Genomic DNA, 26,196 nt, shown 5'->3' with positions numbered 1-26,196 from the left:
AGATTCTCCTATTATTTCGTTAACCATTTATTTACTTGTGAACCAGAGACCAGAGCTTCTGATTTTATTCTTCCTAATGTGCCAATCACAGCATCACGATACTCTTTCGTATTTGCCTTCTTACTACTTACAGCTAATCTTAATTCCTTTTCCACATAAGCATGATATTCTTTTGGATGCGGTCCCTTATGATTCGGTAAAGCAACTAAATTCTCAACTGCCGTATTAATATCTAATCCAGCACCATCAAAATATTTTTGAAATTGTGGTGTCCAAGGTCCGCCTCTCGCTGAACTTAAGCAGTTCTTATTAGTACAAATATGGTGAATTGGCCCTGGGTCTTTAAGCTGAATGATATGTTTATCCTTCATTGCCAAAGCTACATCCTTACCAGCTTTGATATCAACCCCTACAGCTAAATCAACAGCAGCTGAAATTTTATCAAACCATGTTGCTGTTGGGCTGATTAAAGTTTTAATATTATCAGCAACATCGACGATTTCTTGGACACCAGCATCTTTAAACATTTTAGAAACATCACTTGACTGCAAAGGCTTATTTGCTGGCCAACTTCTGATTTGATCTATAACTTTCTTCGCAATTTTTGCACCTGATGTTGCTAATTTGGGTAATGAATTATTAGTAACAGCAATATCTGCACTATTTGCAGCAGTATTAACGTCATAACCAGCAAATGCTGCCGTTGTTCCAGCAATAATCTTACTGGTATCTTTAATACGTGTTCTTTCATCATCCGTTAAATCTAATGCTGTTTTGCCTTCTGGAATCATAAGACCTGCAACAATCTCACCAACACCAGCACCAATTGCTCCAGCCTCACAACTCGCTTTGGTTGCAGCTGCGGCTGCACATCCAGCTGCTGCATGTGCAATTTTATGTAATACGTATTCAAATGTACTAGGGTCAACTTTATCTAAACCTGAACCACCGATTTGACTAGCGAACTCACCTTGCAATGCACCGGCTAAACCTGCCAATAAAGCCTTTTCAAGATTATCCTGTAAATCTCCTCCGTTAATTGCAGTTTGCACTAATGTTGAACCAACAGCATTTGTAAAATTATTCATTAAACGATCAGGGAATAATGTACTTTCAGGTTTCAAACCAAGTGTAGTACCTACTTGCTTTAATAGGCCTGCTGTTACAACTGAAGCGACTAATCCTTTTACAGATTCTTTACTTCCCAAATCTTTAAGGGTTTTTCCAATGTCGCCACCATTGTTAATCAAACTAATACTCGCCTGTGTTGCGAGAGTACTTACTGCCGCACCAGCACCTGCCCCTATTGCAGCACTGGCCCCAGCACTAGCACCTAGACTACCACTTAAACCTGAAATTGCACTTGCTGCACCAGAAGCAGCACCAGACGTTAAAACAGTAACAATAATTACAACTATTGCTGCGCCAGCGCCTGTTAAACCTTGTGACTTATAATCCCAATCCTTTTGAGTAAGAATGGCTTTATTCCAATCAACATCGTTACGATTAACTAAATCTTTTAAATATTCATTCCCTGGTTGGTTTGCTAATCTTAATATCTCATCTCTAATTTGTACTTTATTCTGATCCTTCTCGCCCACAGGTATTTGTACACTAATCCCCCCTGCTGCTTTAAAAACTGGCGGTGTTAGCCCGTTAAAACTTGGTAATTTTGCCGTTTCAGTGATTGAGCCTTTGTCTTGCATAGACTGCCAAACAACACTGTTGCTCTTTTTCGTCGAAGTGTCTGAAACTATTGTTGAAGCATTTTCTAAGCTGATGTTGCCACCAGCTTGAATATCAGCGCCATCTAAATAATTAAATACTGTTCCTTTTAAAAGAGTATCAAATCCAGATTTCGTTCCTATGTAATTTGCATTCAATACTGCAGGGAGTTCCGATTTAATATTACGTGTATTTGTGGTCCTAGAATTATTCAGTTTAATCCCGATAAATGAACTTTTTTTACTGATATCCGTCGTATTCAATGACTCGTCATTTGCAGTCAAAAAGTTTAAATCACCTCCAGCTTGAATACTTATTTTTCCACCATTTGCTGTAAGCTGACTCGAGTACATATCGATACTGGTACGATTTTGACCCGTCATTTTATCTGTATTTTTTTCTTGGCTTTTAATATTGATATTTTTTGCAGCAATATCAACTGAGACACCACCGCTCTGCTCAGCTGTTTCTACAGTAGTCGTGGTTTTCTTCTTACCATACCACTTTCTTTTTGTTTCAGTAGTTTTACTTTTATCGTAACCATTCTCAATCGCTACATCAAAAATAATGTTCTTATAGGCTTCTATGTTTACATCACCATTATTGGCTGTAATTCCTACACCTTGTAAAATTAAATTATCTGTTGCACCTTTCCCCGTGGCAAGAATCTTGACTCCTTTATCACCATTAATTGTAGTTATCGATACAGGACTTCTCCAACGATAATTTTCATTTGCCACTTGACCTATTTCATAGGAATCTTGCAATCCATCTACAATTACACTTGCTTTTAACGTACCTTGTTTTACACTTGTAGGAACTGTACTTTGATATTTTCCTTGGATTTTATGTTCCTCTCCAACTAAAGTACCCGCCGCCTCAATTCGTACGGCTCCTTTTTGGGCATCGAAGTTTGACCCGCTAATGCTGATCCCTTTTGCCGAAGCAAGTGTAATATTTCCATCACTTGATATTAAGTTTGAACCTGAATGTTCATAACCATTTAAATTTTGGTTAAAAAAGTTAATATCATTATTGATTTGATTTAAATCTTTATCTGAATATTTAAGGTTGAATAATCCCCTAAATAAAGCTTCCATATCAAAATTGTTTTTCAGATTTTTAACATCCTCAAAATATGGATTGTAACTAATTCCATCAAAAGTCAGTTTCATCGGTGGAGAGAAATTAAGATTAGTTGGAACCTTATTGATTGACACTAAGATAGGATAATTTTGTAGAAATGCATCATATCTGAGCTGAAAAATTCGCTTACGAGTTGCCATGTCTGTAGGAGGATTATCTATATGTCCAATATATCTTGGCGTATAGGCAAGATGATATTTGTCCATTAGAATCATGAAGTCCTTAATAATTTGATTCGAATGTAGTGGCTCTATTAAAGACGCAATGCGTATTTTGTCTGCATTTAAGTTTTCAATTATTTTTTTAACATTGGTGCTATTAGATTTGTTTGTTAAAGTATTTTTCACTCCATCCACAACAACATTACCAGTTGTTGCAACAAGATTTATGTCTTGTTTAGCTTTAAGCTCCGCCCCCTGTAGCATTACATTTTGGCCTGTTAAGCTAATCCCACCATTAAGGGTATTTAATTTAACAACTTGCTCAGAACCATTTCCAGCTACCCCACCATAACCAAGTAAGTTCAAATCACCAGCTTTAGAGACTAATTCAATATCACCAGTAACTTTTAAGGTGATTTTTTTAGGATCTATATTTAATGTTTTATTCGTTTGAACACTTAAATCACCATTAATACTATTAATCTTCGTATCATTTTTTAATAAATCACTGCCTGTTGCATTTAGCTCAACTGCTGTATTTGGGTTAAAACCTCCACCTGCTTCAACAAGTACAGCACCACCAGTCAATTTTGCATTTTGTACATTAATATCTGCACCACTAGTAACAGACAAACTACCTGTAGATGCAAATTGTGAGGATTTGGCTGAACTAAAGACAGGTACATCTGCTGCACCTGCAATGCTGTTTATATAAATATTCTTTTTAGAGTTTAATGCCGTATGTGCTCTACCTAATGTAATCACACCATCCAAAGTCAGATTATCTTTTGCAAAAACCTCAATATTTTTAGTGGCATTTAATGTCGTGTCAGTCAAAGTGTTTCGAAGATTAGAACTGACTAAAACATTGCCCTGATTGGAATATAAATCTGTAGATAATGATGTAACATTTCCGTCCCCTACTGAGGCAACATTAACTCCCTGAGCACCCAATAATACTGATCGGGTCAGCCCTGCATGAGTAAGCGTTACATTTTTCCCTGCCATCAGGGAAAGTTTCCCACCATTGGATGTGGCTTTTAAACCACTGGTGGTTAAACTGCCCTTATCAGCAGAAGCATTAATATTACCGTTGGCGGTCAATGCATGACTTAAAGTTAAATCACCGACTTTGGATGTAATATTAATCGACTTATCAGAAGTTAAGGCACTCTCTAAAACCAATTGATTCGCCTGCAGGTTAATATCATCTTTGGCTGAAAGAGTACTATTTAAAAGGTTAAGCTTATTTGCAGCATCCAATTGTACTTTACCTGAAATCTTAGCTAAGGCTGTGCCAGTATGTTCCCATGTTAAATTCTGATCACTATAAGCATTAATATTTTTGACTTTACTGACGGCATTATCTGCAACCAGCCCCATATTCTTTATCGCAATATCGCCTGAACTGTTTAAATTTAGATTTGTACCTGCCCAGACTGTGCCATCCTGAATATTAATTAACCCTTTGCTATTATTTGAACCCGCTTTTAAGTTGATTGCGCCTACAGTTGCTTGCAATAGACTGCCCTTCAGTTCTTGCTTATTCCCAGTAGCAATATTTAAGTCGTAACTAACAACCAATCCAGCATTTTGCGCTGCAATTAGATTATTTTTTATGTTTATATTCGCAGAACCACGATTACTTCTGATCTCCGAGTTTGTTGCAAGATTGATGTTTGCAGCATCAATATACAAATCTGCATTTGATGAGTCATTCATTATTCGGGTATTGCTGGCTAAATTAAGATTCCCTTGGGTATTAATGAGTAAAGGGGACGAAACAACACCGCCATTGTTAAGGATGATTTGATTAGCATTTAAATTAAGATTATTCCCTGAATCTATATTAATCAAAGTGTTGCTACTAATAGTCCCAGAGGTATTAATATCTCCAGCTGTACCAGTTTCTGTCGTTTTAATACTTAACAGTCCATGTTTTTTACTGGTTGAACTTATAAGACCGGAATTGACGATTTGTCCTGTAGAAGTAATCACTAGATTGTTCAGAGCTTGGATTGTCCCTGCATTGCTCACCCCTAAGCCTTTATCTGTACCGATGATAAAAATATTATTGGCATACATCCCGCCGAGTGCTTTCACATCGAGTGCAAATGTTGGTGTGGTACTATTCGCTTGATTCGGTGTGATTGACGTTGAGTCTTCACTTATTGTGTTTGAACCCGTAATCAGTTGTAAGGCTTGATTGGCATGTACTTGAGCGTTGAGTTCTACTGCTTTGGCATAGATATCAACATAGTCGGCATTGTTGTTATTCCCACCCAACCCTAAGTTATTTGCTGTTGAATTAACGTTGACTTTCCCTTGATTCACCACAAACTGCTTAATACTTCCATCAGCATTCAGCTGTGGCTTACCTGTGGTAAAAATCGCCTTATTGGCATTGATAAAACCACCACCCTGAATATTGATGCCTGATGGGTTGGCAATAATCACATCTGCTCGCTGCCCAGCAATCTCTAGATTTCCTCGAAATTGAGATGCTGCCGAAGAGTTGACCTCATTGAGAATAACCCTTGCTTCACCTGTTTGTAGATAAGGGTTAGCCCCTACTTGCCCCACAATCACTGAACCTGCACCATTACGGCTGTTGTTTAACACTACACCGGGTTGCAATACATCAAATTGGTTATAGACGTTATGTGACACACCATTTTTAGGTGTTTGAATATTCACCACAGGTACGTTTTGGCCTTGTTGGTTTTTCCCTACCCCTATACTGGCTCTTTGTGCAGCTGCAGCATTTGGATCTGCCTGCATTTGAGCATAAACAGGTGAAAATGCCATAAATAAGCTCATCGATGCGACAATACTTTTCACTTGCCACAATTGATGAAATGATTTTGAATCCTGTATATTCACAGACTCTGCAATTGGAGTTGAATGTGTACTTTGACCTGTAGCTTTACTCTGACTTTTGATATTTTCAGCTACAGCAATAAACATATTTTTTGCTTTGCTAAAAATAATACGATAACGGTTTTTATTCATTTCTTTGATTCCTAAAATTTTAATTAATATGAAAAATTCAAACTAAAGCCAGTAACCCATTCTTTTTTAATGAGCTTTGGTGCCTCGATACCATGACCCACAAAGGTATCTAAATACACACCTTTAAAATAACTACGTGTACCAAATACGCTTCCCATCAGATGACGTTGTCCAGAATAACTATTCCGTCCATTGACCCATCCCTGATCGATAGCGGCATAAAACTGAGTCGCAGGAAGAGGAGAATTCCAACTTAACTCTTGTTGTAAATAGTGACCGTTATCACCTGACAGCATGACCTCACCATCAAAGCCTCGAACGCTGTAACGCCCAGCAATATAAAAACGGTCTTGAGGAACTAAAATTTTGGGTGCAAATTGCCCACGCCAATTTAGACGGTACTGAACAGGATGATTTAAAATTCTAAAAGGTTGGGAATAACGAACATCAGCACTCCACAAAGGAGCGCGGGCATATCCTTCAACAGCCAAAGGTCGGCCATTGATATCTACAATTCTTTCTTCAGGCGCAGACTGAGCACCCAATGCCCCTGTGCCACGTCGATAATCAAGATTCAAATCAAGTAATGCATGACCAATATATTGTCGATGTTGAATACCCGCATTCCACCCCGCAGTTTCTCTACGCTGTACACCGATCTCTAGATTCTCAATAAAATTTTGATTTTCTTTATGATAACCCTTGGTATAAAAACTGGTTTTATGGTGGGCACCACGGCTGATCATGCGTGAAAGTGTCAAATGACTTTGCTTGGTTTTTCCACTATATAAAATCGGTGCATTAAAGCCTGCGACCTTTTGTTCATACTTATATTCATTATGGGTTGCAGATAACTCATAGTTTCGAAATGGGATTGAATAGTTGATATAAAAGCTTTGATTAAAGTCTTCTTTCCAATCATCCAATGAATGACTTAAATTGATATTCAGTGAATCATTCAACTGCAAAGGATTGTTTAAACTAACCCCTAGACTCCCGATATATTGCCCTGTATTTTTTGATCCCGAGTTATCAACACCTAAACTCAATCCTAATTTTTTATAAGGTCTAGATGTCACAATAAGATCGCTATAGCCAACCAATTCAGTACCATCTTGAGCTACAGCCGGTTCTATCTTGATATCCACTTCTCGATTTGAAGTGCGTTTTAGATTTTCTAGGCCCTGATCAATATTTTTAAGATTTAAGATTTCATTATTTTTTATTGGTAAAGCTGTGAATATCTCAATTTTATTTACAGATTTATCCTTAGAGATAATTTGGTGAATACGCCCTACATGTATATTTAAAACCAAATTTCCTTGAGTCAAATCTTGTGGATTGACCACAATTTGCGTGGTAATCAACCCTTGTTTGATCAGCTCGTTTTGAGCATATTTCACCAGATTTTGCAGGCTTTGAGTGCCAATACATTGCCCGATAACAAACTTAGGCTGATTTAAGTCATAGAACAAACCATTGAAAATATTTTGATTCTTACTTTGCAGGGGGTCATTAATGATGAATTGGAGCTGTTTTATTTCAAAACATGGTGTTTCAGTAACAACAACATGATCACGACCGAGTTTTTCAATTTTTTGTTGTGGGGCTAATAATATATTTTCATTGTTTAACTTTTTTTCGATTTCATTTAAACGCTGATCTTGACGAATGATTTCTTGTGTTAAATCCACAATACCAGAAGTTGAAGAAATATCTGCAGCGTATAAAAAAATTGGGTAAGCGTAAACCAATGGTAAAAAAAATAACTTTTTAATTTTACGAATATTCATAATTATTTTAATATTAGGATAACAACACAAATATATAATTATTTATCAATAATTCACAATATGTTGATAATTATTTCTTTGCAATTGTTAAAAAACTAAATTTAACTATTTAAAATATAAATACTTTATTTAAAAAAATACTGTTTTTAATTCTATTTATATTACTCACTCTATTTATACTATTTAAGATAATTTAACAAATGAACCTTAATGGTGCAATTAAAATACAAAGCGAACTTGTTTTGTGCATTTTATATTTAAATAAATTAGGACGCTGATCTTTAAATAAAAAATACCTATGAATTGGAGAACATAGGTATATAAAAGGGAATAAAAAAATGCTCATGCTTTGGGGAAAACATGAGCACATAAAACCTTAATCAATTAACACTAATTTAATATTAAGCATTATTAATCACAATTTCAATGTTTATTTGTAGATAAACAAAAAAAGATAACAATAAATAAATGTAGGAGAATCTTTAAACTCTCCTACACTTTAGTTTACAGACCTTACAGATTGCTGTAGCCCCTGCTGAACATCTTGAACAGAACACTCGCCCAGCTTCAGTTTAGACTTTATCTTAGTTTTTGAGTCTGTAGGCTGTTGTTCAGCTTCAGAATTTTCCTCCATATAAAACTCCTCCACCAAATCCAATCCCTCTTCAGCATTCACTTCAAACCGCGCATTACTAAAGCATTGCCGTGCAATTTGATCAAGCGCAGTTTGATTAAATCCTGAAGCTTTGCTTTGTTGGTCAATCTCCGTAGCCATTTGAATCGCTTGTTGTAAATTGCTTCCATCTCTTAAAGTTAAATCCACGTAATACACAGGAGTACGATAGCTCTGTGTCGTACTCTTACCTCTGAGTGTGAGTTGCAGTGGCAAACATGAAAGTAAGCCATTCGATGCAGCATGGTAATAACTGAGTCTCGCTGCCAAAGTACGAATGCTATTAAAGCCAGTGGTTCTAAAAATGAATGTTCCAAGTTCATCCGATTCATCTAAATTCACATGTAATCTGCCGAAGGGTTTGCAGTTACCTCCTTGTGCTAGTGGACATAAATCTGGTGATGGGCATGGGTATTGTTCTACGCCTTGGTTGGTTTGTCTTTGACAGGTTTCACCATTCCCGATACATATAGGTCGCCCTGTTTGCCGATCAAATAAAGTATATTCTGCTCGAAGGTTAAGCTCAGGATCATTAAAGATCATCCGTACGGGAATGATACGAAGTTTTTGATTAGGGGCTTTGGCTCGAAGCTGTTCATCCAAAGGATGTTTCACCCATCCATCTTTGCCTTGGATTTGGCTAGTAATGGTAAATTGGTCATCCCGCTCAGGCAGCCGTTTTCCATTCTTTTCCACGACTTTACCGATACTGATTCTGCCGAGTATTGGTGGTGTAATCGCTAAACCTTTAATCATGGTAGTTTCCTCTTTTCTATAAAATTGAATTGGCATAAAAAAATCCCATGCGCTCAGGTATGGGATGTCTAGGTGGAGTCTCGTGTTTTGCTTAGGCTAATGACCTTTCAAGCATCATCTGCATAGATGTTGAAACGCCGTGAACCCTGTTTGCTTTGTGGAAATTGGTTTAAGTATTCAGGATGTGATTTGAGTAAAGCCTTACTGTCTAAGCTGATAGATTCTTTAGACTTTTTCCAAGTCACTGAACCTGTTTTAAAGATCGCTCGTTCAGCCTGTTGCATCTTGGCTTGCAGTTGATGTTTAAGTAGATCAAATTGCTCCTGATGTTTTTCGATTTGATGGCGTGCTTGAATCAATTGTTCAAATTGTTGATTGGCTTGCGTATCTTCAGATAAATCAGTGGTTGTCAGTGGCACATGTTCAGGATAAAGCTGTTGTAGGGCTTTGGCTGCTGATTCAGATGAATCAGCATCAGGTGGGGTATCTTTTTCAACGCATTCCCAAAAGTGTCGTTCTGCTTGGATGATGTGTTGGATCACCGATTCTGAACGGGTCACTTTAAAGATTCGGGTTTCATGCCCACAGATCAACACACAGATATGCGCTGATTTCTTACCTGTCACCGCCAGTTGATGTTGTACTTGGCAAAGTACATATAGAGGTACCCCATCTCGCCAAAGCTTGGCACCATGTTCCCCTGCGGTTTTACATTCGAGAATTTGTACATCTGCATCACCGACCACGGAGTAATCCAAGTTGGCTAACATAAAGTGTTTATCAGGTTCAGCGTGTTGTAATACGGCATTGACCCGACGTACTTTGTAGTTGGTGTGGAGACTGTAATATTCAGCGACTAAAGGTTCTAGGCGTTTGCCCCAATATAAGGGCGCATGTCCTTCACTTTCATCCTCAATATTTTGTTGAATCCGTCCTGTTTTAATCATCCACAGTTCAAGCATTGACATATAGGGATTCAGTCCACAGGCTGCAGCACAGTCGCTACTGCCTATGCCTTGTTTACGTACATTGAGCCATTCGGCTTGTGACATGGTTTTGGTTTCAGCTAGGCGTTTGGGGTGCTTTTTTCTTCTTGAAGGTAATGAATAAGCTTTTGATCCTATTACAGAACCTATGAAGGGTTGGGATAAATTTGCCTTATTTTCTCTCATGATGTATTCCTCTAACTTCTAATTTGAAAGACATAAAAAAATCCCATACTTTTTTGGCATGGGATTAGAATTGAAATCAGTATGTTTAAATGGTATTTAGTCGATGCGATAACTCAGCTTAATTTCGTCAAACGTTGCAAGACGGATAAAGTCAGTATGGTAGATGTGTCGATATCCATCTAAGGCCAGATATTGAGGGTGTGGTATTTCATCCACTGTCCTCACCTGCACACCCTGAATGGGGTAAAGTAAAACCACTAAATCCCCAATCTTAAATTTGTACTCAAGGCTGTCATCTGTCATCAAATTCTCTGCGTGATGGCAATATTGTCTAAATAAAATCTCGATACCTGTTTTAAGCAATCATCCTTAAGGCTTGTTCTAGTCCACGTTGTTTTAAGCCTGCCCCTGCACCAAACCATGCAGAATCAAGTCGATGATCTTGACTCATGGCTCGACGTTCATGGTCAGCAAATTCCGTGATACTGCATAATAGACCGTAGGCAGTATCTTTGGCTGAGGATAATTCTGCCCCTCGTCCATGCCCATTAAACATGGTCATGACTTTTGACATTGCCCGTCCATTCGGTTCGGTTTTATTGGCATCTGCGCTATTGGCAACTTGCCTGTAATATTGAATAAAACGCTCATCTTGTTCAGCGATACTCAGACTAGTGTTATTAAACACGGCATCAAAATAAGCAGCCGCTTCTTGCTGTGTGACTTTACGTTGACTCAGCTGTTTCATTTGATACATGTGTTCATCCCATGCTCTTACAGAAATTCCCAATTGCTGTTTGATCTTGTCTGCATCAAACTTGGTACTGTGAGGGACTTTGACCACACCTCGATTAGCATCTTGACCTTTTAGTGCTATGGCTAAGGTGTTATTACACACCACACGAATTGAAGTAAATTGTGCTGTCGTGGCGAGCGTACCATCACAAGCCGTAGCTAACAGAATATAGCCATTGCTAACATCTTTACCTTTGAGTGCAGTACTTTGCCCTGTTCTCGCCAATGCCCAGAATTTCTTACCACCTTTGAGTACCCCCGCAGTTTCTAGTTCGAAGCCGGATTGTTCAGTCAAATCACGATAAAACTCTAGAATTTGTTTAGGCTGGACTTCTTGATAACGTTGACTGACCACAGATAAAGGTGCATGGGTATCTGAGCGGTACAGCACTCGTTGCTCATCGTGAGGGAGGATCAGATTCTGCCCTTTATGATTTTCTGCCATGTAACTGACATTAGAGCTTTCAATCTGCCAGTCCATTCCAGCTTGTTTTGCCCAGACTTCGATGGGTTGATTTGGGCTGAGTTGATTACCTAAACCATGCCAAGGGGTTTGACCAACATAAGCCATTTGTTCAAGTTGATGTGCCATAAGGCCTTTCCTTCTTTTTAAGTGAATAATGAATTGAATCAATTCAGTGTGAATATTTCACAGTGAGATATTGAGTAGACTGTTTAGATTCATTCAGTGTGTTGAATTTCGAAGTGTTCCTGACATTGCTCGCACTGGTAATGTAGGGTGATCAAATTGTCTTGCTCTTGGATGTAAAGTAAAAACATCCCTCCAGCGGCTAAACCAATAAAACCACCAACAAAGGGATTAATCCCCAGCCGTTTCGATATTTGCATACCTACCGTTGCCAGTGACATTGGTGAGCACGATGAGAACGTGAACTTAGTTTTGGATTGTGATTGTTGACTTTGCCTGAGTAATTGCACATGCGGTGAATGGCAATAGGGGCATTGCTGCATGGTGTTTTTTCCTTGATTCATGAATAAATAGACATAAAAAAACCACGAGCATCAGCTCGTGGTTTTTAGGATTGATTCGGTTTAGATTTAAACGTGTGTAGCTTATCGATTGACTTTAGGTATGGCCAAACCAGATGGACTTTTACATGGTCGGATACGCTGGATATATTGCCCATCCCCAGTGTCTTTAAAGAATCCATGTTGAGACTGGATTTCTAAACATTGTCCTTTTTTATAGGGCTTGATCTGTTTGGCAACGGCTGCTGAAAGTGCATAACGATTAAGGATCACTTCGCCCTTGGTGGTTGGAAAAATGACCGCTTCTTCACCAAATCCCACCTCTTTTTTTAAAACGATTTGTTCTGTCTTTGCCATCACTGTTGTTGTTAAAAATAAGCTGAATAAAGCACAGCTGATTATTTTGAGATTTTTCATCGTGATATTCCTGTTTCTAAATAGATATAAAGGTGTTTTAAAATTCAATTTCTAAAAAAGTTAATGATTTAAAAACAAGGTTTATAGCCTTCGCTTAAAACTTGATTGTTGCTTTGGTTCCAACTCACCACATACCAGGTACATTGATAACGATCTGAGTCCCATGCTGCACGGTAAGCAATGCTGTTGCCCTGTTGACTCCAACCTTCAACACGCTTAGCCACCTGATCTGGGCTAGATCGTCCCCAGACATCGATGAGATGTGACGCTAACATTTGATCAATACTTGAAACGGTTGCCTTAAGATCAGCTGGTGCAGTTTTGATCGGCTTTAAACCATACTTGGCAGCATTCGAACTTAAGGTTTTTCCGTCATGGTATTCAGAATCGATTTGCATGGTTAAATGCTCAGTCGCTGAGTTTTGCGAGGCTTTGGCCTCTTCCACTGCTGCGACCGCACCAGCAACGTCATCTTCACTAGGGCCTAAATGCTCAGTTTGTGTTGTTGCATCTTCAGGTAAAGCTTGATCGGCTGAATCAGATGAAACTTGGGCTACGTCAGCAGTTTGAGTTTTTTGGGCTTTGGTCTGTTCTATAACCAGTTGCGCTAACTGTAGCTCTGCTTTACGTTGTAGATGCTGGTTCAATAGATAAGCACCGATTATTACTAAAACCAAAACTACGCCGATGATTTTCCAGTAAGGTTTTGGTGTGGGACTTTGATTTGTATTTGTCATTGTTATGCTTCTTGGTGAGTTTTAAGAAAATAGCCATTCTAAGAAGGTAAAAGGCCAGACGAAGGCTCTGCCCAAAAGGTAGGCTTTGGAATAGCCAGCTGGAAAGCTCCAGATCAATTTGAACCAGTATCCCAACATGATCAATAGATAAGTGATCAATAGATTTCTCATACTTAGACTCTCCTAATCCAATTCAGACATACAGGCTAAACCTGCTTGTTGTACTTGATCTTCCCAATCTTCAGGAAATTGCATGAGGTTCTTGATCTGCTTAAGTCGATCTTCACCATAATGTTGTTCTACGTTGTTATAACTGCATGAACAGAAACTACGATTGCCACCAAAGTTACGGCAGCCATCCTTAAATTCTGATTCAAATGCGCTACTACAGGCAGTCAGCAAGACACTGCCTGACAATGAAAAAATGAGTTTTAATTTCATTTTGTCCTCTCGTAATGACTTATGTTTTTAATGCCCGCGCTTAGAGCGTTATGGCTTCATTGAGGTAATGTGTATTTGAAATTTCTTTATATTCAATTGAGTTCTTAGGAAATCAATCCAGAAGACATCAGCGCGAACCAACAGTCCAGCCATTTGATGTGGTTAAATTCAATATATAGATTTCATTTTTTATAAAACTTTGATTGAGGATCGGGTCATAACGCTCAACCTTGACTGCACAGTGATATAAATCAAAATAAGGGTGTGCACGCTCTTGCCCCTCATACATATTAGAGCGCTGACATTGCTTGAGTTGAATTTGCACAACTGATTCATCTTGCTGTCTTAATGCCTCTAAAACATCATCGGCTTTGGGTGGGACTATCTCTTCTCCAGATAAGCCACAGCCTGAACAAATCATTGCCATCAACATCAAACTAATTAAGGAACCCTTTATTTTCATGGTGCTTTTCCTTGGGTTTCAGCGTATGTAGACATTCCAAATTGGAAGGGTCTGATCTGTTGCAGTGGTATCACCTGTTGTTGTACCAAGGTTAAATCAGGTCTTACATCCTCTACATAAATCTGTTGAGGTTTAAATTGTTCAATCACTCGAAACTGTTGATCCATCCCCAAATATTCCATCAGTACAATGCGGTCGATCACTAATCCTTCAGGCTGATAATCCAATACAAAGGCCATATAGACTGAGGTTTGTTCTCGATTATCCCATGCGCTAATTAAACTTTTAGCTTGCTCTACTGATGTCTTAACTTGAAAGCGTATCAACCTGATAAGCGCATCCTCAGATGCCATCCTCAAATCATCTTCATGAATTACAGGTGCTGTGGTTTGGATGGTTAATAATGCTTGATCAGCATCATAATCAATTCGATTCAACTGATCGAAATAATCAGGAATCTCAATCCAGCGATTGCCAAAGTTCAAAGCATCTTCAATACGACCTAAATCTATATTGGCTTTTGCTGTCAATTTCTCAGTTTGTTGCTGATTGGCTTTGATACGCTGTTGATAAGTATCAGTTGTTTCGTAGGGATCTTTATCTGGAATAGAACTACGTTTAAGCAAAGCCAAATGCTGGATGGCTAAGCTATTCGCGCGACTAAACAAATCAGGGCTGGCCAGATCGACAATAGGGATTCCAATGGAATCTTTTTTTCGTACCCCAAATAAAAGGATCTGATCAGGGCGGAGTTTTAATTGCTGTCTTAACGCAATAAATGATTTTTTTGCGCCCTTTGTATCCACAATATAGTTTTGAAAATCTTGTAAAAAAATTTCATCACTCATTTTATCTAAATGCAAAGCTGTGATCTTTTGCCCAGCAATAACAACTGGTCTTGAATGAGCAATTACATCTATACGCTTGGACAGTTGATCTTCTTTATCGGGGATATAAAGTTTGGAATCTTGTTTTGAGCATGCACTGATACACAAAGGCAACAGTAAACATGTCGTTAAAATACGGCCATGAATCATGATCACCTCACTTCAATTTAAGTTTTTTATTTAATTTGTTCGTCGCTATATCCTGCTTAGCACAAGACATCAGCAACACTTAAATGAAGTGGGGGACTAATAAAAAGACAATAGTGCGCATAGCAAACTCCTTGATCTGTCGGAATTCTGCCAAAGCATTTTAGATTTATGGTGGCAGAACGAAAGAGGGTTGACGGACTGGCCTTAAGATCCCAGCACACCCGAAGGTGTCCCCCTCCCGTTCCACCGCAGAGGGGTGCACGAAGGTACAAACACTAAAAGAAACTCTTTTAATGCTCTTAAGGGACGGTCCGTCAAAACCGACTGGCAATGTAGGCCAGCACGCAAAGAATAATCTGCGTGATTTAGAGTGTCAATACGTACAGATATAGATAGGCCATTCTACATGCCACAATACAAGTCTAGATCAACATTAAACTGTTTTAAATTTACCTAGTATTAAAATCTTGAAATGAGTGAATGCTATTTATTAAAATAGCCTCAATCCATTATAAAAATTTAGGAAGCAACTTGTGACAGAGCAATTTGATTTTATTTCAATAAAAAAGAAAGCCAATGTTCATTTTAATGGCACATCGATTAGCCATGCTATTGAATTAAAAGATGGAACTAAAAAAACTTTAGGTGTAATTCTTCCATCCAAAGAACCCCTAATCTTTAAAACTCATCTAGCTGAACGTATTGAAATCTTCTCTGGAGAATGTAGTGTGCAAATTGGTGATGCGCCTGACATAAAAATCTATAAATCTGGTGAATCTTTTCAAATCCCAGCCCAGAGTCAATTCAAGATTAAAACCAGTAAAGTCGTAGATTATATTTGTCATTTTGAGTGACGAATAAATTTGATATGTACAAAATCTTAGTGTTCTATTCTGATCTATAATGTACTGGTAGCAAAGCTTGACGGAGATAAATGTTGCGACTCAAATGTATTGGTGGTCCACTGTATGGGCAAGAATATTCACACCCATATCATGAATTCACCTTTCTTGATCAACATACAGGTAAAAAGATTGTATACCGCAAACACACTTTAGACTTTAAACCACCTCAAGATTTTTTTGTGGCTGAATCTATTTCCCGTAATTTTGCATATCAACTTGCTTTACAAGTCTTACACTCACAATACCTGAGTAAAAATTAAAGGATGGTTGATTGATTCCATCCTTTAATTTCAATGTCATTTCCCTGAGGTTCCAATAAAATGCTTAAAGCCTACAGGCCATACTCGTACACCCATTGAGTCTTTGCTGGTATTGACAATATCGCGCTTGAGCAAACCTTCAAGGTCCTCCTGATCATCAAACTCGGTAAACAATTGATTGACCAATTCATGGCTTTGGTTATTATCATCATTTAAGTCAATCACGAGTCCCTGAAAACCTGTTGAGAAATTCCATAACGCTTTCAATCGATCTACATAATAAGAAGTATCTGAATAAATTCTTGCATTGACTGTGATCGATAAAAGCATGATGTATTGATTTTTTTCTGGGATACGAATCACTCGTCTATACCAATACAAATAATTTACAGGAAAATATTCCTGTTGCTTAAGATGTTTATTAAAGTGTTGAATATGTTTATTCATCTCTAAGATAGAAATTGTGCCTGCAAGCTCAGGTTGATATGCACAGATCAGATTAATTTTATTCAGATCAAAGCAGTACTGAGTGACTTTGTCATACTCATCTTGATATCGTTGAACTTGCTTAACATGTCTTTCATTTTGTTCTTTCAGCTCTTCTAAAATTTCAGCACTTAAGAAAATACGCTCTAATTTACCCAAGGTCATAGTAATGAGCATTTTAGCTTGTTCTGGATCACGAATATTTCGTATTCCTGATTCAAATTGGCTGGCTCGATAACAACTCATCAAGGTCTCTAACCAGAATCCATAACGGTAATCATTGGTTGCGAAGATTAAATGCCAATTTTGGATATCTTCTAACAGCCGTTTGTGCCAGTGATTAACATCATATTCACCACGTTTACTTCGTATACTCAAGAAGAGTTCATGAACATCACGTTCCAGACGTGGGGCAATTAGGTGTTCGAGAGAGGTGAAATTCATTGGCTGCATGACGATCTTCCTATAGTTTAATTCATAGAAAGACCAATGCAATTATTTTTAATTTTTTCAAAAAAAATTAATCAATTGCCTTAACTAACACACTTCAATGGATAACCGTCGTTGCCCATGATCAAAGGTTTTCATTCGCCTCTTTTTAATACGTAAACGCTGGTCATACTTAGTAGGGTCAGTTAAATATCGGCCTATACGGAGTACGTGCTGTAATTTTAACTCATCCCCTCTAACCAACTTATCCAAGCCATCAACCCCATTTTCAATAAAACGTCTGCGGTATTGCTTATCATGTAAATTAAAGTGACAGCCCTTACCTTCAGTAATTTTATTCCACAGCTGCGAAACTTGATCGGCAAAATACCAACTGTTTTGATGCTTTGAACCCTTATAGACCAGAAGTAAGTGAACATGATAACCGCAACATTTTCCACCTTGTTCTAATGCCCATGCATAACCGATTAAATCTTTAAAACAGGTATCTCGATCTGATATCCGCTTTAATAGTTTCGATAGGTGTAAATGGACATCAGCAATCGAGATAGAATCTCTAACCGCTTGTGCATACTTCAGATCTACTCGAACAATCAACGATTTACAATAGCGTTGTAAGACTTCGCTTAGATAGGCCTCCATACTTAAACTGTTACTGATTTCCTGTGCATAGAATGCATTTCGATCTAACTCCCACTCCCATTGCCCGATATAAAGCACTTTAATGACATCAAACCAATAGGGGCTAGAATGGACTTCTTGTGGCCTTAGCTGATGTGTCTGACAAAGAGTCTGTATTACAGATACTACCCGTCTAAAATTCGATATTGGAAACTGAAGCTGGAATCCCAATGCTTCTAGCTCTAGAAACGCAGGAATCAGCTCACAACAGCGTTGTACACATTCTTTAAGTAATTGCTCTTTTCTCCAAATCGTACATCGCGTTTGCTCATGAATACGAGCTACATCTTGCACGAGTTGTTCAATCGCCATTACGGTTAATATTTCGCTTTTCATTTGAATCTACCAATTGAATATCATAGGTAGAACCATTCAATTATTTTTTAAACGAAACTTTGATTAGGCAAGTAGTCCTTTCGAGTAGTTTGTTCCACTACTCGAACTTGAATAGGAGGAAAAGGAGCATTTCTGAGAACACCCATAGCAGGTATAGGCCAGTTGATAGTCTAGAGTCAAATTACTGTACATCAATACCAGCAATGCATTTCTATGAGTATTAGCAGTCTAAAATATGCATATCGATATACGAGCATAAGTCACATAACTAGTACGGATAATTATATCTATTGGAGTAGGTTATTAATTAATATAGATATATAGTTAATAATATCATATACCCACTGCAACATGGATTTGGATACCTCAGGTTTGCATGGAGGATAAGTCTGAACTTATCGGTATTCCTAAGTCATCATTGGTTAGAGCGGTAAGCGGAAGTTAAAGTACAAATACCTAAAAAATTTTATCTCAAATTGTAATTTTTCAACCCAATAGGCAATACATACGAGAGCGATACAAACATTCTAATATGGCCCCAAGCCCAGTCTTATTTCCACTCCAAATTACAAGCATTTATTTTTTATTGAGATGCCCATGATATGTGCAAATAACGCACGCATTTCTCGAAAGGAATAAACCATGAATGCGTCTTTAACTCAAACAACCCTCGTGATGAACAAAATCATCAACATTAAACAAGTAATAGAATTTACTGGTCTAAGCCGTGCCACGCTCTACAGTTTGTTAGACCCTAAATCAGATTATTATGATCCGACATTCCCTAAACAGGTTCGTTTAACCGCAAACCGTGTTGGCTGGTCTGCATTTGAAATTAATGGGTGGATTGAATCAAAGCTAGCACAACGATGAGTTGTGTTAGTCACTTGTTCGATAGTTAATTATGGTGAAAATCTACGTTTAGAAGAGTTCCTATCCCTATAACTTAGTTTCCCTCTTATAGATTTTTGAGATACGGGAAGAAAGTAAGTTAGGCAGTAAAGATCACGATGTGCTAAATAGAAACACCAAGTTCTTAAGTACTTTTTCAGATTTACTTTTTTGGGAGTAATTTTTTCTGGCATAAACTCTTCAAGAATATGGATAATACCATTTGATTGATCATTTAAGTTAATTTCAAACAATTGAGAATTACTTAACAACAAAGAAGTGGGCCCGTTATTTTTTTTAATTTTCTCATTGATTTTTTTATGAAAGGATTCTAGCAATGGTTGTAAATTTCCATCAACGTAATGAGCATCCAAGAATAAGTTTAATTCAAGATAGTAATATTGATTTTTAAAATCAAATTCCCAACATCCTAAATAACCCTGTATAGCAGAAAATGATCTTTGCAAAGGATCCATCGACTGTCTAATCAACTTATCGAAAAATGGAAGTATCTTTATATCCTGAGTAGCTTCTGAACCTAATTGAATACGAATTACTTTATGCACATTTTTATAACTCAGCATTGCACAACAATATTCATCTAGCTTGCGGAAAGACTGTCGTCTTGAACGCTCTTGAATACTTAGCCATTCCTGTACGGTTTGCTCTTTCGTTATTTGTATCTGTGGTCTCTTTTCTAATATTAATCGTGCACTTTCCAGAGGGAGGGTTTTTATTTTTAAAAGTAACTCCAATTTTGGTAAAAAACTTTGGATCGGTAAATTTAAAGTATTTCTGATTTCATTAATTAAATCACGCCAGAACCATAAATACTTATTTAAAATTGATTTATCTAATGAATTATTGTTTTCAATATGTTTGAATGCCTTGAAAAAAATAGAAGTACGAATCCCGAATAGATTAGATTTTTTAATTACAGTAGCTCTAAATAAAGTTGGGTTATTTCCAATTACCCTAATTAGCAATTTACCCAGATCATGATTAACAATCTCCCCATCAATTATTTCCGAAGCTGGTTGCTTCCAATGTTGAGCTAATAATGTAATCACCTCTATCTGTAGTAATTTTTCCCATATCTCTTTTTCTTCTTGTGCTATAAACTGGCCAATATACTCGTAACAAAAACATATATCTTTAATATCTTTCTCTAGTGGCTTCAATAATCTAATTTCTGAAAAATATTTTTTAAAAAGGCTCTCTTTTTGTACTTGGTAAATTTTTTGGGGTTTGTGCTTTCGTGTTTTTTTAGGGGTATCTAAATCTTGAAAATCATGAACTGAAGGATAGGCAGTTACACATAGATCACCTTCTAGCTTTTCACCATTCAAAAATATCGGAAGAAACTCATCAATTAACGCGATATAGGCTAGTGGCCCTTCAATAAATTTTTGATAATTTCGTCCTTCCTTACCTACTATCGCAATATTATTCGTTAGAGGAGAACTATCAGTAATTACATTTCTAAATTTAGTTACAGCTGTCAAACCTGATGACCATTCAAATCTAGGAGATGAACCTTTAAATTTTTCAAAAGCCTTTTGCCATATTTGTTCGATATACCTGTAATAATGGTTAACAGTTATACTTTTTAAATTTTCAAAAAGTCCAATAAAAAAGATAGTAAAACCTGTCGTGACGCTATAGTCAAGTTTATGAAAATCCCCTCTATATTGCCTGTGTTCTTTAAGTAGCTGTAAAAAAAACCGAAAGTGATTTTTGATAAATTCTTTAGAAATCCAATTAAAGTTATAGTTCAAATCTACATATACAGCTTTTAGAGATTTATCCTGCTCAAAGTATGTATCTAATTTCTTCAATAAGGGCAAAAAATATCCATTTCCTGAATCTAAAGGATGTGCTTCATTGAAAAAAATAAACTTCAAAAACGCTAATACAGCTGCGTTATTCACATTAGCTTGCTCGGCAATATTTATCGATATTGAGTATGACTTAAGTGGAGTCTGTAAAGAAATTCGAGCAGAATATGTAACCTCACTAAATGAAATTTCATCATTAAAATCACTCTTAACAGGATAATAATATCTATTTTTATTTATAGTTTGTAACGATTTCAAATTATCTAAACAAGTCAAAATTCTACCACATTTTTCTTTCGATAACGCCAAACCATATTGGTGTTGCAAACTTATTTTTTCAATTTCTAATAAGCTTAATACAATCTTCTCAGTCGTAAGTACTATTGCTTTTCTCTCAGGGTCACGACTACTGCACATTCGATACAAATAAAATAAAAAACAACTTTCTATAATCTCTATTTTTTTATCAATATCCATATAATTTCCTATATCTACCAAGGCTCGAGTCACAACTTATTAAAAATTTAGCATTCTTTTTCAAGCCTACTATTATAATAGATTTTGCTTTAAATCCGCTAGGAAATTTTATCTTTGACAATGTAGTTTCTATTAAAAAGGATCATTAAAGTAGGAAAAAAGCATCTCACCAAAAACGCTAGAATTTGTAATTCTAGTTAGACCTTTGAATCAACTTGGCAGAAAATCGACCTTAAATCTAAAGTATAGATTATTCCTGAAGAACGGATAAAAGCTGAAAAGAAACATCGTATTCCTTTATCGAAAGCAGCAAATAATTTATTAATGTCTCTTAAGGATGACATACAAACTCAAGGCTTTATTTTCCAACACTTCTTACTTTGACTAGGATCAATATTCGAAGAGTTTAAATAAGATTTATTTTTCTTTAATTTTCATTCAAGATCATAAAAGATATGAAGCTATTTAAAATAGCCTCATAATTTTTGAAATATCATTTATCAAAATAAATACGTGACTGAGACCATCAATGAATTTCCCACAATGTCACTCCCTTTTTTAGCATTCGGTACGGCATAGTAAGTATTGGCTTTGGCTTTATTAATTGTAGTACAAATATAGGTGGCATTCACAATGAACTGTTTCCACGTGTAATCTAATCCGACTGATTAATCAAAAAATTCACCTGTCGGCCCTGCATAGATATTCCCTTTACCACGGGTATAACCAATATGTGCTTTGGCTGAGAGCAGCAAGCCAACAATTGGTTTTTTCAAATCAAAATATACATATAACTTGTCATTTTCACCAACAGATTGACGATCAGGCACATACATACGACTCAATTTTGTATCAATATCTTGAATTTTTTTGCTACCTGACAGGTAAAATTCATTAAAAGTAAAGCCACGGGTACCTGGGAATGAATACAATCACACACCTCCATCAACCGCAACTGATGCGATTTGAGTGCCATAACCCAATAAATAATCGATTTCTAAATCTTCACCATCATAGGTACCTACCCATCAACTGCAAAGCCATAGATAATACCGTAGAATCCACTTTTATCGATCAAGTTGAGATTAACCATATAACTTGGACTTTCACCTGTGAGTGAAATACCGCGACTACGAATTTGGCTGTTGGCAGAAATAAAACCATTCAAAACTAAATTTTGGCTTTCTTCAGCATGCACCTGAGTCGTGGTGAAAATGTTACTGGCCAATACGACAAGGCAGATAGCTACTTCTGCTTTAAATATTGCCGCCATATGAAGACAAATTTCGGACATAAATACTCCTTATTCTTGAATCGGTTAGATACCGAGAAGAATCACTAAAAGTGTTAAATAAAAATGTATTTCAAATTCAAAAGGAGTAATTTGGAAGATAATAATCCTTTAATTATCAAATCAGCCGTTCAATTTTATAAAGTTCTACCTCCTTTTCGGAAAATCACACATCCAACATCAGATCATGGCAATTCATTGACCTTATAATACTGGATTAACTTCTGTAACGACTGGTCAAGTGCACCTACTAACCAATCAATATCATGAACTTGAAATGCTAATGATGGACGCAGTTTTATGACATTGCCGTGTGGTCGAGGTCAAAACAAGATATTCAACGCGAAGCATTTCAATCAAATCCAATGCCAAAGCTTTATTGGGTGTTTTTGATACTTGATCGGTGACCAATTCAAATCCAATGAATAGACCTGTACCACGTACACCCCCTACACAATCATGCTTGAGCATGAGTTTTTAATTCAACTTCTAACAACCCACCGACATATTTGGCATGTGCTTGTAACTGTTCTTCTTCAATCACCTTTAATACTACCTGTGCTGCGGCCATTGAGACTGGATTCCCCCCAAAAGGTATTGAAATAAGGGATATTGTCAGTAAAGGCAGCCATAACATCGGCTTTGGCGAGTAGACCCGATACAGGAATCCCATTGCCCATCGGTTTACCTGTAGTAGTGATGTCAGGCACCAAGCCATGTCGGCCACCCCCAAATGAATCACCTATACATGCAAAGCCCAGTTGAACTTAATCGGCAATAAACACACTACCATTGGACTGCACAACATCCACTGTTTTTTGCAAAAAGCCTACTGGGTTTGGCATGACACCATCTGATGAGAAAATCGAGTCGGCAAGAAAACCTGCAAATTTGATCCCATTAAGCCGCATATTATTAATTTGCAATTGAATTTGATCTGCAAAACCAGTCTGCCAAATGTTCGCCACCTAGACGATATTAATCTGGTGCAGGCACTAAGCGCGTACTTGTAGCAAGCACTTGTCCACTTCCCTGAGCAGGTGAGCAATCCGAGGTCAAATCGCAGGTGCCATGATATGACTCTTGGGTGACAATAATACCTGTACCACCACTGTACTCACGTGCCATAGGAATCGCTAAATCATTGGCTTCAGAACCAGTACACATATATAAGGCTTTATTAATTTCAGCAGGTGCTGTAGCCAGAAGTTGCTCGGTATACTCTAGAATCGTTTCATGTAAATAACGGGTATGTGTATTTAGCTTTTGCATTAGTGCATGAATTGCATCAATCACAGCAGGATGGCAATGTCCAAGACTGGCTGCCAATTTAATGACTAAAGCAATGCCCAGTACCCCCTTGTACTTAAAAAGCTATAGAATATGCCTTCGTAAAGTTAACTGGAATAAAACTTCTATCATTAAACAGCACTGACTAATTGTATCTGATTAGGTTTGATTCCGTCCATGTTTGTGTTGATTGTGCATACCCTTGAGTATTGTAATCAAACCAAATAGTGATATTTCCATGATTAATTAAAACTTGGTTGTAAGAAGACTAATTCGTTGTACGATATATTTTGGATGTAGGCTTACTCATATAAGAATTATATTATTGAATAAACCCTTTGAGATAAGTTTGTGCAACAAAACCTTTTTGATTAAAATTTTAATAAGAACATAACTTTTCATAAAATAAAATTATAGGCTTAAATTTATGCACCTTTTAAAATTTCATCCAAATAATCCGCCCATTTTTGAAGCCACTCTGCACATTCACTCTCATACTTATGCAAGTTATAAGTACCTTCTATACCCTTTTTAGAATGACCTAATACAGCTTCTGCTATTTCACTCGGACATCCTAAACGAGATAATCCTGTTCGCACTGTACGGCGAAGATCATGAGGATTCCAATCATCAAATCTATCCAACCACATTTGTTCAGGGCGATATTTATTTCGTGTTTTATGTGGGTTTTTAAGTTGCCACTTCATTTCAGTTAAAGATTTCTGTTGAATAGGAAGACCTGTACGAGAAGATGCAAATAAATATTCTTGTTCTGGTTTATATAAAGTCTTTAAAAAATCTACACACTGCCTTGATAATTGAACATATCTCTCTGCTCCATTTTTTGAATCTCTCAGATGCCATGTACTATTTTTCAAATCAAAATCAGAAATTTTTGCTTCACATAACTCTCCTGTGCGACAACCTGTCCAAAGAGTTAAAAACAGAACATTTTTTTGATGTGTTGTAAATCCTGATTTTGGTAACCAATTTAAAAGTAATTTCAACTCTTGATCATTTAGAACACGCACACCCTTTTTAGATGTTATTTTCAATCTCGTTTGTCTTATACTCATTTTAGCTAATAAAGCTGGGTTGGCAAAATTATCAGGAAACCTCTCCAAACCAATTGCATATTCATAGGCTAAGGTTAATTCAGACAGCACTCTTCCTGCTTGAACATTTGAACCTCGATCAATAATTTCTTTAATTAAATTCACTATATCCTTTCGGGTAACTTCTAATGCTTCATGATTGCCCAAAACTCGAACTGCATCACCATATAAGGTCCTACGTGTTTCAGCCTGTCCTTTTGGCTTTCTTACACCTAAAACTTTTTTCTTTTCATCAGTTCTGCCATCATTTACCCAGTGATCTTCAATTACCTCCATCAAGTACATATCTATCATTTCTTTAATAGTGAGTTGAGATGATTTTTTTTCGGCATCATCCTGTTCAATCTGTTGTTGTATTTTTTCCTGTTCTTTTTTTTGCTTTGGACAAATACCTTGGCTTCTTTCAACTTTTAAACGAATTAACTCCAACCTGGCTTCAGCTAGTGAAATATGAGGATATGTACCAATCTTAAACTGTTTGATTAAATTGTCCAAAGGGCTACGATAGCGATAAAAAAAAGTTTTCATCCCTGTCTTTCCACAATGTATTCGAAGCCCAGCATACTCTCCAATATCTGACTTATCAGAATCGCCTATTTTCATTTTGTCTATAGTTCTAGCGGAAAGTGCTTTTTTTATCGTTGTTTGTTGATCTATTGAACTAACCACTTTAAATCCTCACAGATAGATTAAATTATTTGTTATCCTTTCAATTGTTCATTTTTCAATATTGATAATGGACTGGTTACTAGTTTAGACTAAAAAAACCTACACTAAAACCTACACTTTTATTTTAGATTAGGTCATATTTGTTCATATTCCTTCATACTCCCTCGGATCACATGTTTATGCTAAATA

The 26,196-nt window shown here is 36.9% G+C and carries 20 protein-coding genes and 2 pseudogenes; 3 read left to right on the top strand and 19 right to left on the bottom strand.

The annotated features are described in order from the left end of the window. Window positions 1-11: 11 nt before the first annotated feature. The 11 genes from FHR28_RS21315 to FHR28_RS21260 form a co-directional block, all read right to left on the bottom strand. Complete coding sequence (locus FHR28_RS21315) at window positions 12-6,044, bottom strand: DUF637 domain-containing protein (protein WP_166783511.1); 6,033 nt, start codon at window positions 6,042-6,044, stop codon at window positions 12-14. Between the two features lie 23 nt (window positions 6,045-6,067). Further along, on the bottom strand, window positions 6,068-7,837 hold the full coding sequence (locus FHR28_RS21310) for a ShlB/FhaC/HecB family hemolysin secretion/activation protein (RefSeq protein ID WP_166783510.1): 1,770 nt from the start codon (window positions 7,835-7,837) through the stop codon (window positions 6,068-6,070). 499 nt (window positions 7,838-8,336) lie between these two features. After that, window positions 8,337-9,266 (bottom strand): hydrolase or metal-binding protein, encoded by a 930-nt coding sequence (locus tag FHR28_RS21305; RefSeq protein WP_166783509.1) that lies wholly within the window; start codon window positions 9,264-9,266, stop codon window positions 8,337-8,339. Window positions 9,267-9,373: 107 nt separating this feature from the next. Beyond that, window positions 9,374-10,438: a YqaJ viral recombinase family protein gene (locus tag FHR28_RS21300; protein WP_171527385.1), complete on the bottom strand. Its 1,065-nt coding sequence runs from the start codon at window positions 10,436-10,438 to the stop codon at window positions 9,374-9,376. A 355-nt stretch (window positions 10,439-10,793) separates the two neighbouring features. After that, the gene (locus tag FHR28_RS21290) at window positions 10,794-11,825 is read right to left on the bottom strand and encodes a DUF932 domain-containing protein (protein ID WP_166783507.1); all 1,032 of its coding nucleotides are present in this window, start codon (window positions 11,823-11,825) and stop codon (window positions 10,794-10,796) included. An 89-nt stretch (window positions 11,826-11,914) separates the two neighbouring features. Next, window positions 11,915-12,205: a hypothetical protein gene (locus FHR28_RS21285; protein ID WP_166783506.1), complete on the bottom strand. Its 291-nt coding sequence runs from the start codon at window positions 12,203-12,205 to the stop codon at window positions 11,915-11,917. A 102-nt stretch (window positions 12,206-12,307) separates the two neighbouring features. Then, complete coding sequence (locus tag FHR28_RS21280; RefSeq protein WP_166783505.1) at window positions 12,308-12,640, bottom strand: hypothetical protein; 333 nt, start codon at window positions 12,638-12,640, stop codon at window positions 12,308-12,310. Between the two features lie 68 nt (window positions 12,641-12,708). After that, entirely contained in the window at window positions 12,709-13,377 is a 669-nt protein-coding gene (locus FHR28_RS21275) for a hypothetical protein (RefSeq protein ID WP_166783504.1), read from the bottom strand. 183 nt (window positions 13,378-13,560) lie between these two features. Beyond that, complete coding sequence (locus FHR28_RS21270) at window positions 13,561-13,818, bottom strand: hypothetical protein (RefSeq protein WP_166783503.1); 258 nt, start codon at window positions 13,816-13,818, stop codon at window positions 13,561-13,563. 127 nt (window positions 13,819-13,945) lie between these two features. Continuing rightward, window positions 13,946-14,281: a hypothetical protein gene (locus FHR28_RS21265; protein WP_166783502.1), complete on the bottom strand. Its 336-nt coding sequence runs from the start codon at window positions 14,279-14,281 to the stop codon at window positions 13,946-13,948. Next, window positions 14,278-15,318, bottom strand: coding sequence for a hypothetical protein (locus FHR28_RS21260; protein ID WP_166783501.1), 1,041 nt, complete (start codon window positions 15,316-15,318; stop codon window positions 14,278-14,280). The genes FHR28_RS21265 and FHR28_RS21260 overlap by 4 nt, the downstream gene beginning before the upstream one ends. Before the next feature lie 533 nt (window positions 15,319-15,851). Here FHR28_RS21260 and FHR28_RS21255 point away from each other — a divergent pair. Both FHR28_RS21255 and FHR28_RS21250 read left to right on the top strand, forming a co-directional pair. After that, window positions 15,852-16,172, top strand: a complete 321-nt coding sequence (locus FHR28_RS21255; RefSeq protein ID WP_166783500.1) for a pyrimidine/purine nucleoside phosphorylase — start codon at window positions 15,852-15,854, stop codon at window positions 16,170-16,172. A gap of 80 nt (window positions 16,173-16,252) precedes the next feature. Then, window positions 16,253-16,483, top strand: a complete 231-nt coding sequence (locus FHR28_RS21250; RefSeq protein WP_166783499.1) for a hypothetical protein — start codon at window positions 16,253-16,255, stop codon at window positions 16,481-16,483. 36 nt (window positions 16,484-16,519) lie between these two features. Here FHR28_RS21250 and FHR28_RS21245 read toward each other — a convergent pair whose 3' ends face one another. Both FHR28_RS21245 and FHR28_RS21240 read right to left on the bottom strand, forming a co-directional pair. Beyond that, window positions 16,520-17,422, bottom strand: a complete 903-nt coding sequence (locus FHR28_RS21245) for a hypothetical protein (RefSeq protein ID WP_166783498.1) — start codon at window positions 17,420-17,422, stop codon at window positions 16,520-16,522. Between the two features lie 84 nt (window positions 17,423-17,506). After that, entirely contained in the window at window positions 17,507-18,436 is a 930-nt protein-coding gene (locus FHR28_RS21240) for a YagK/YfjJ domain-containing protein (RefSeq protein WP_166783497.1), read from the bottom strand. Window positions 18,437-19,078: 642 nt separating this feature from the next. On the opposite strand from FHR28_RS21240, the gene FHR28_RS21235 reads away from it, so the two are divergent. Beyond that, the gene (locus tag FHR28_RS21235; RefSeq protein ID WP_166783496.1) at window positions 19,079-19,309 is read left to right on the top strand and encodes a helix-turn-helix transcriptional regulator; all 231 of its coding nucleotides are present in this window, start codon (window positions 19,079-19,081) and stop codon (window positions 19,307-19,309) included. 29 nt (window positions 19,310-19,338) lie between these two features. On the opposite strand, the gene FHR28_RS21230 is transcribed toward FHR28_RS21235, so the two are convergent. From FHR28_RS21230 to FHR28_RS21205, 6 genes and pseudogenes are all read right to left on the bottom strand, one after another. Beyond that, the gene (locus FHR28_RS21230) at window positions 19,339-21,642 is read right to left on the bottom strand and encodes a hypothetical protein (RefSeq protein WP_166783495.1); all 2,304 of its coding nucleotides are present in this window, start codon (window positions 21,640-21,642) and stop codon (window positions 19,339-19,341) included. Window positions 21,643-22,310: 668 nt separating this feature from the next. Further along, entirely contained in the window at window positions 22,311-22,574 is a 264-nt protein-coding gene (locus tag FHR28_RS21225; protein ID WP_166783494.1) for a TorF family putative porin, read from the bottom strand. Between the two features lie 89 nt (window positions 22,575-22,663). After that, window positions 22,664-22,936, bottom strand: coding sequence for a hypothetical protein (locus FHR28_RS21220; protein WP_166783493.1), 273 nt, complete (start codon window positions 22,934-22,936; stop codon window positions 22,664-22,666). A gap of 182 nt (window positions 22,937-23,118) precedes the next feature. After that, window positions 23,119-24,256, bottom strand: a pseudogene (locus FHR28_RS21215) (aspartate aminotransferase family protein); the annotation flags it as partial. A 66-nt stretch (window positions 24,257-24,322) separates the two neighbouring features. Then, window positions 24,323-24,533: pseudogene (locus FHR28_RS21210) on the bottom strand (transposase); the annotation flags it as partial. Window positions 24,534-24,648: 115 nt separating this feature from the next. Further along, window positions 24,649-26,007 carry a tyrosine-type recombinase/integrase gene (locus FHR28_RS21205; protein ID WP_166783492.1) on the bottom strand — a complete coding sequence of 453 codons (1,359 nt, stop codon included), beginning with the start codon at window positions 26,005-26,007 and terminating at the stop codon, window positions 24,649-24,651. Window positions 26,008-26,196: the final 189 nt, after the last annotated feature.

Source organism: Acinetobacter sp. BIGb0196 (assembly GCF_011759595.1).
Classification (GTDB): domain Bacteria; phylum Pseudomonadota; class Gammaproteobacteria; order Pseudomonadales; family Moraxellaceae; genus Acinetobacter; species Acinetobacter guillouiae.
The sequence above is the reverse complement of the archived record's forward strand: the minus strand, read 5'-3'. Positions and strand labels throughout refer to the sequence as shown.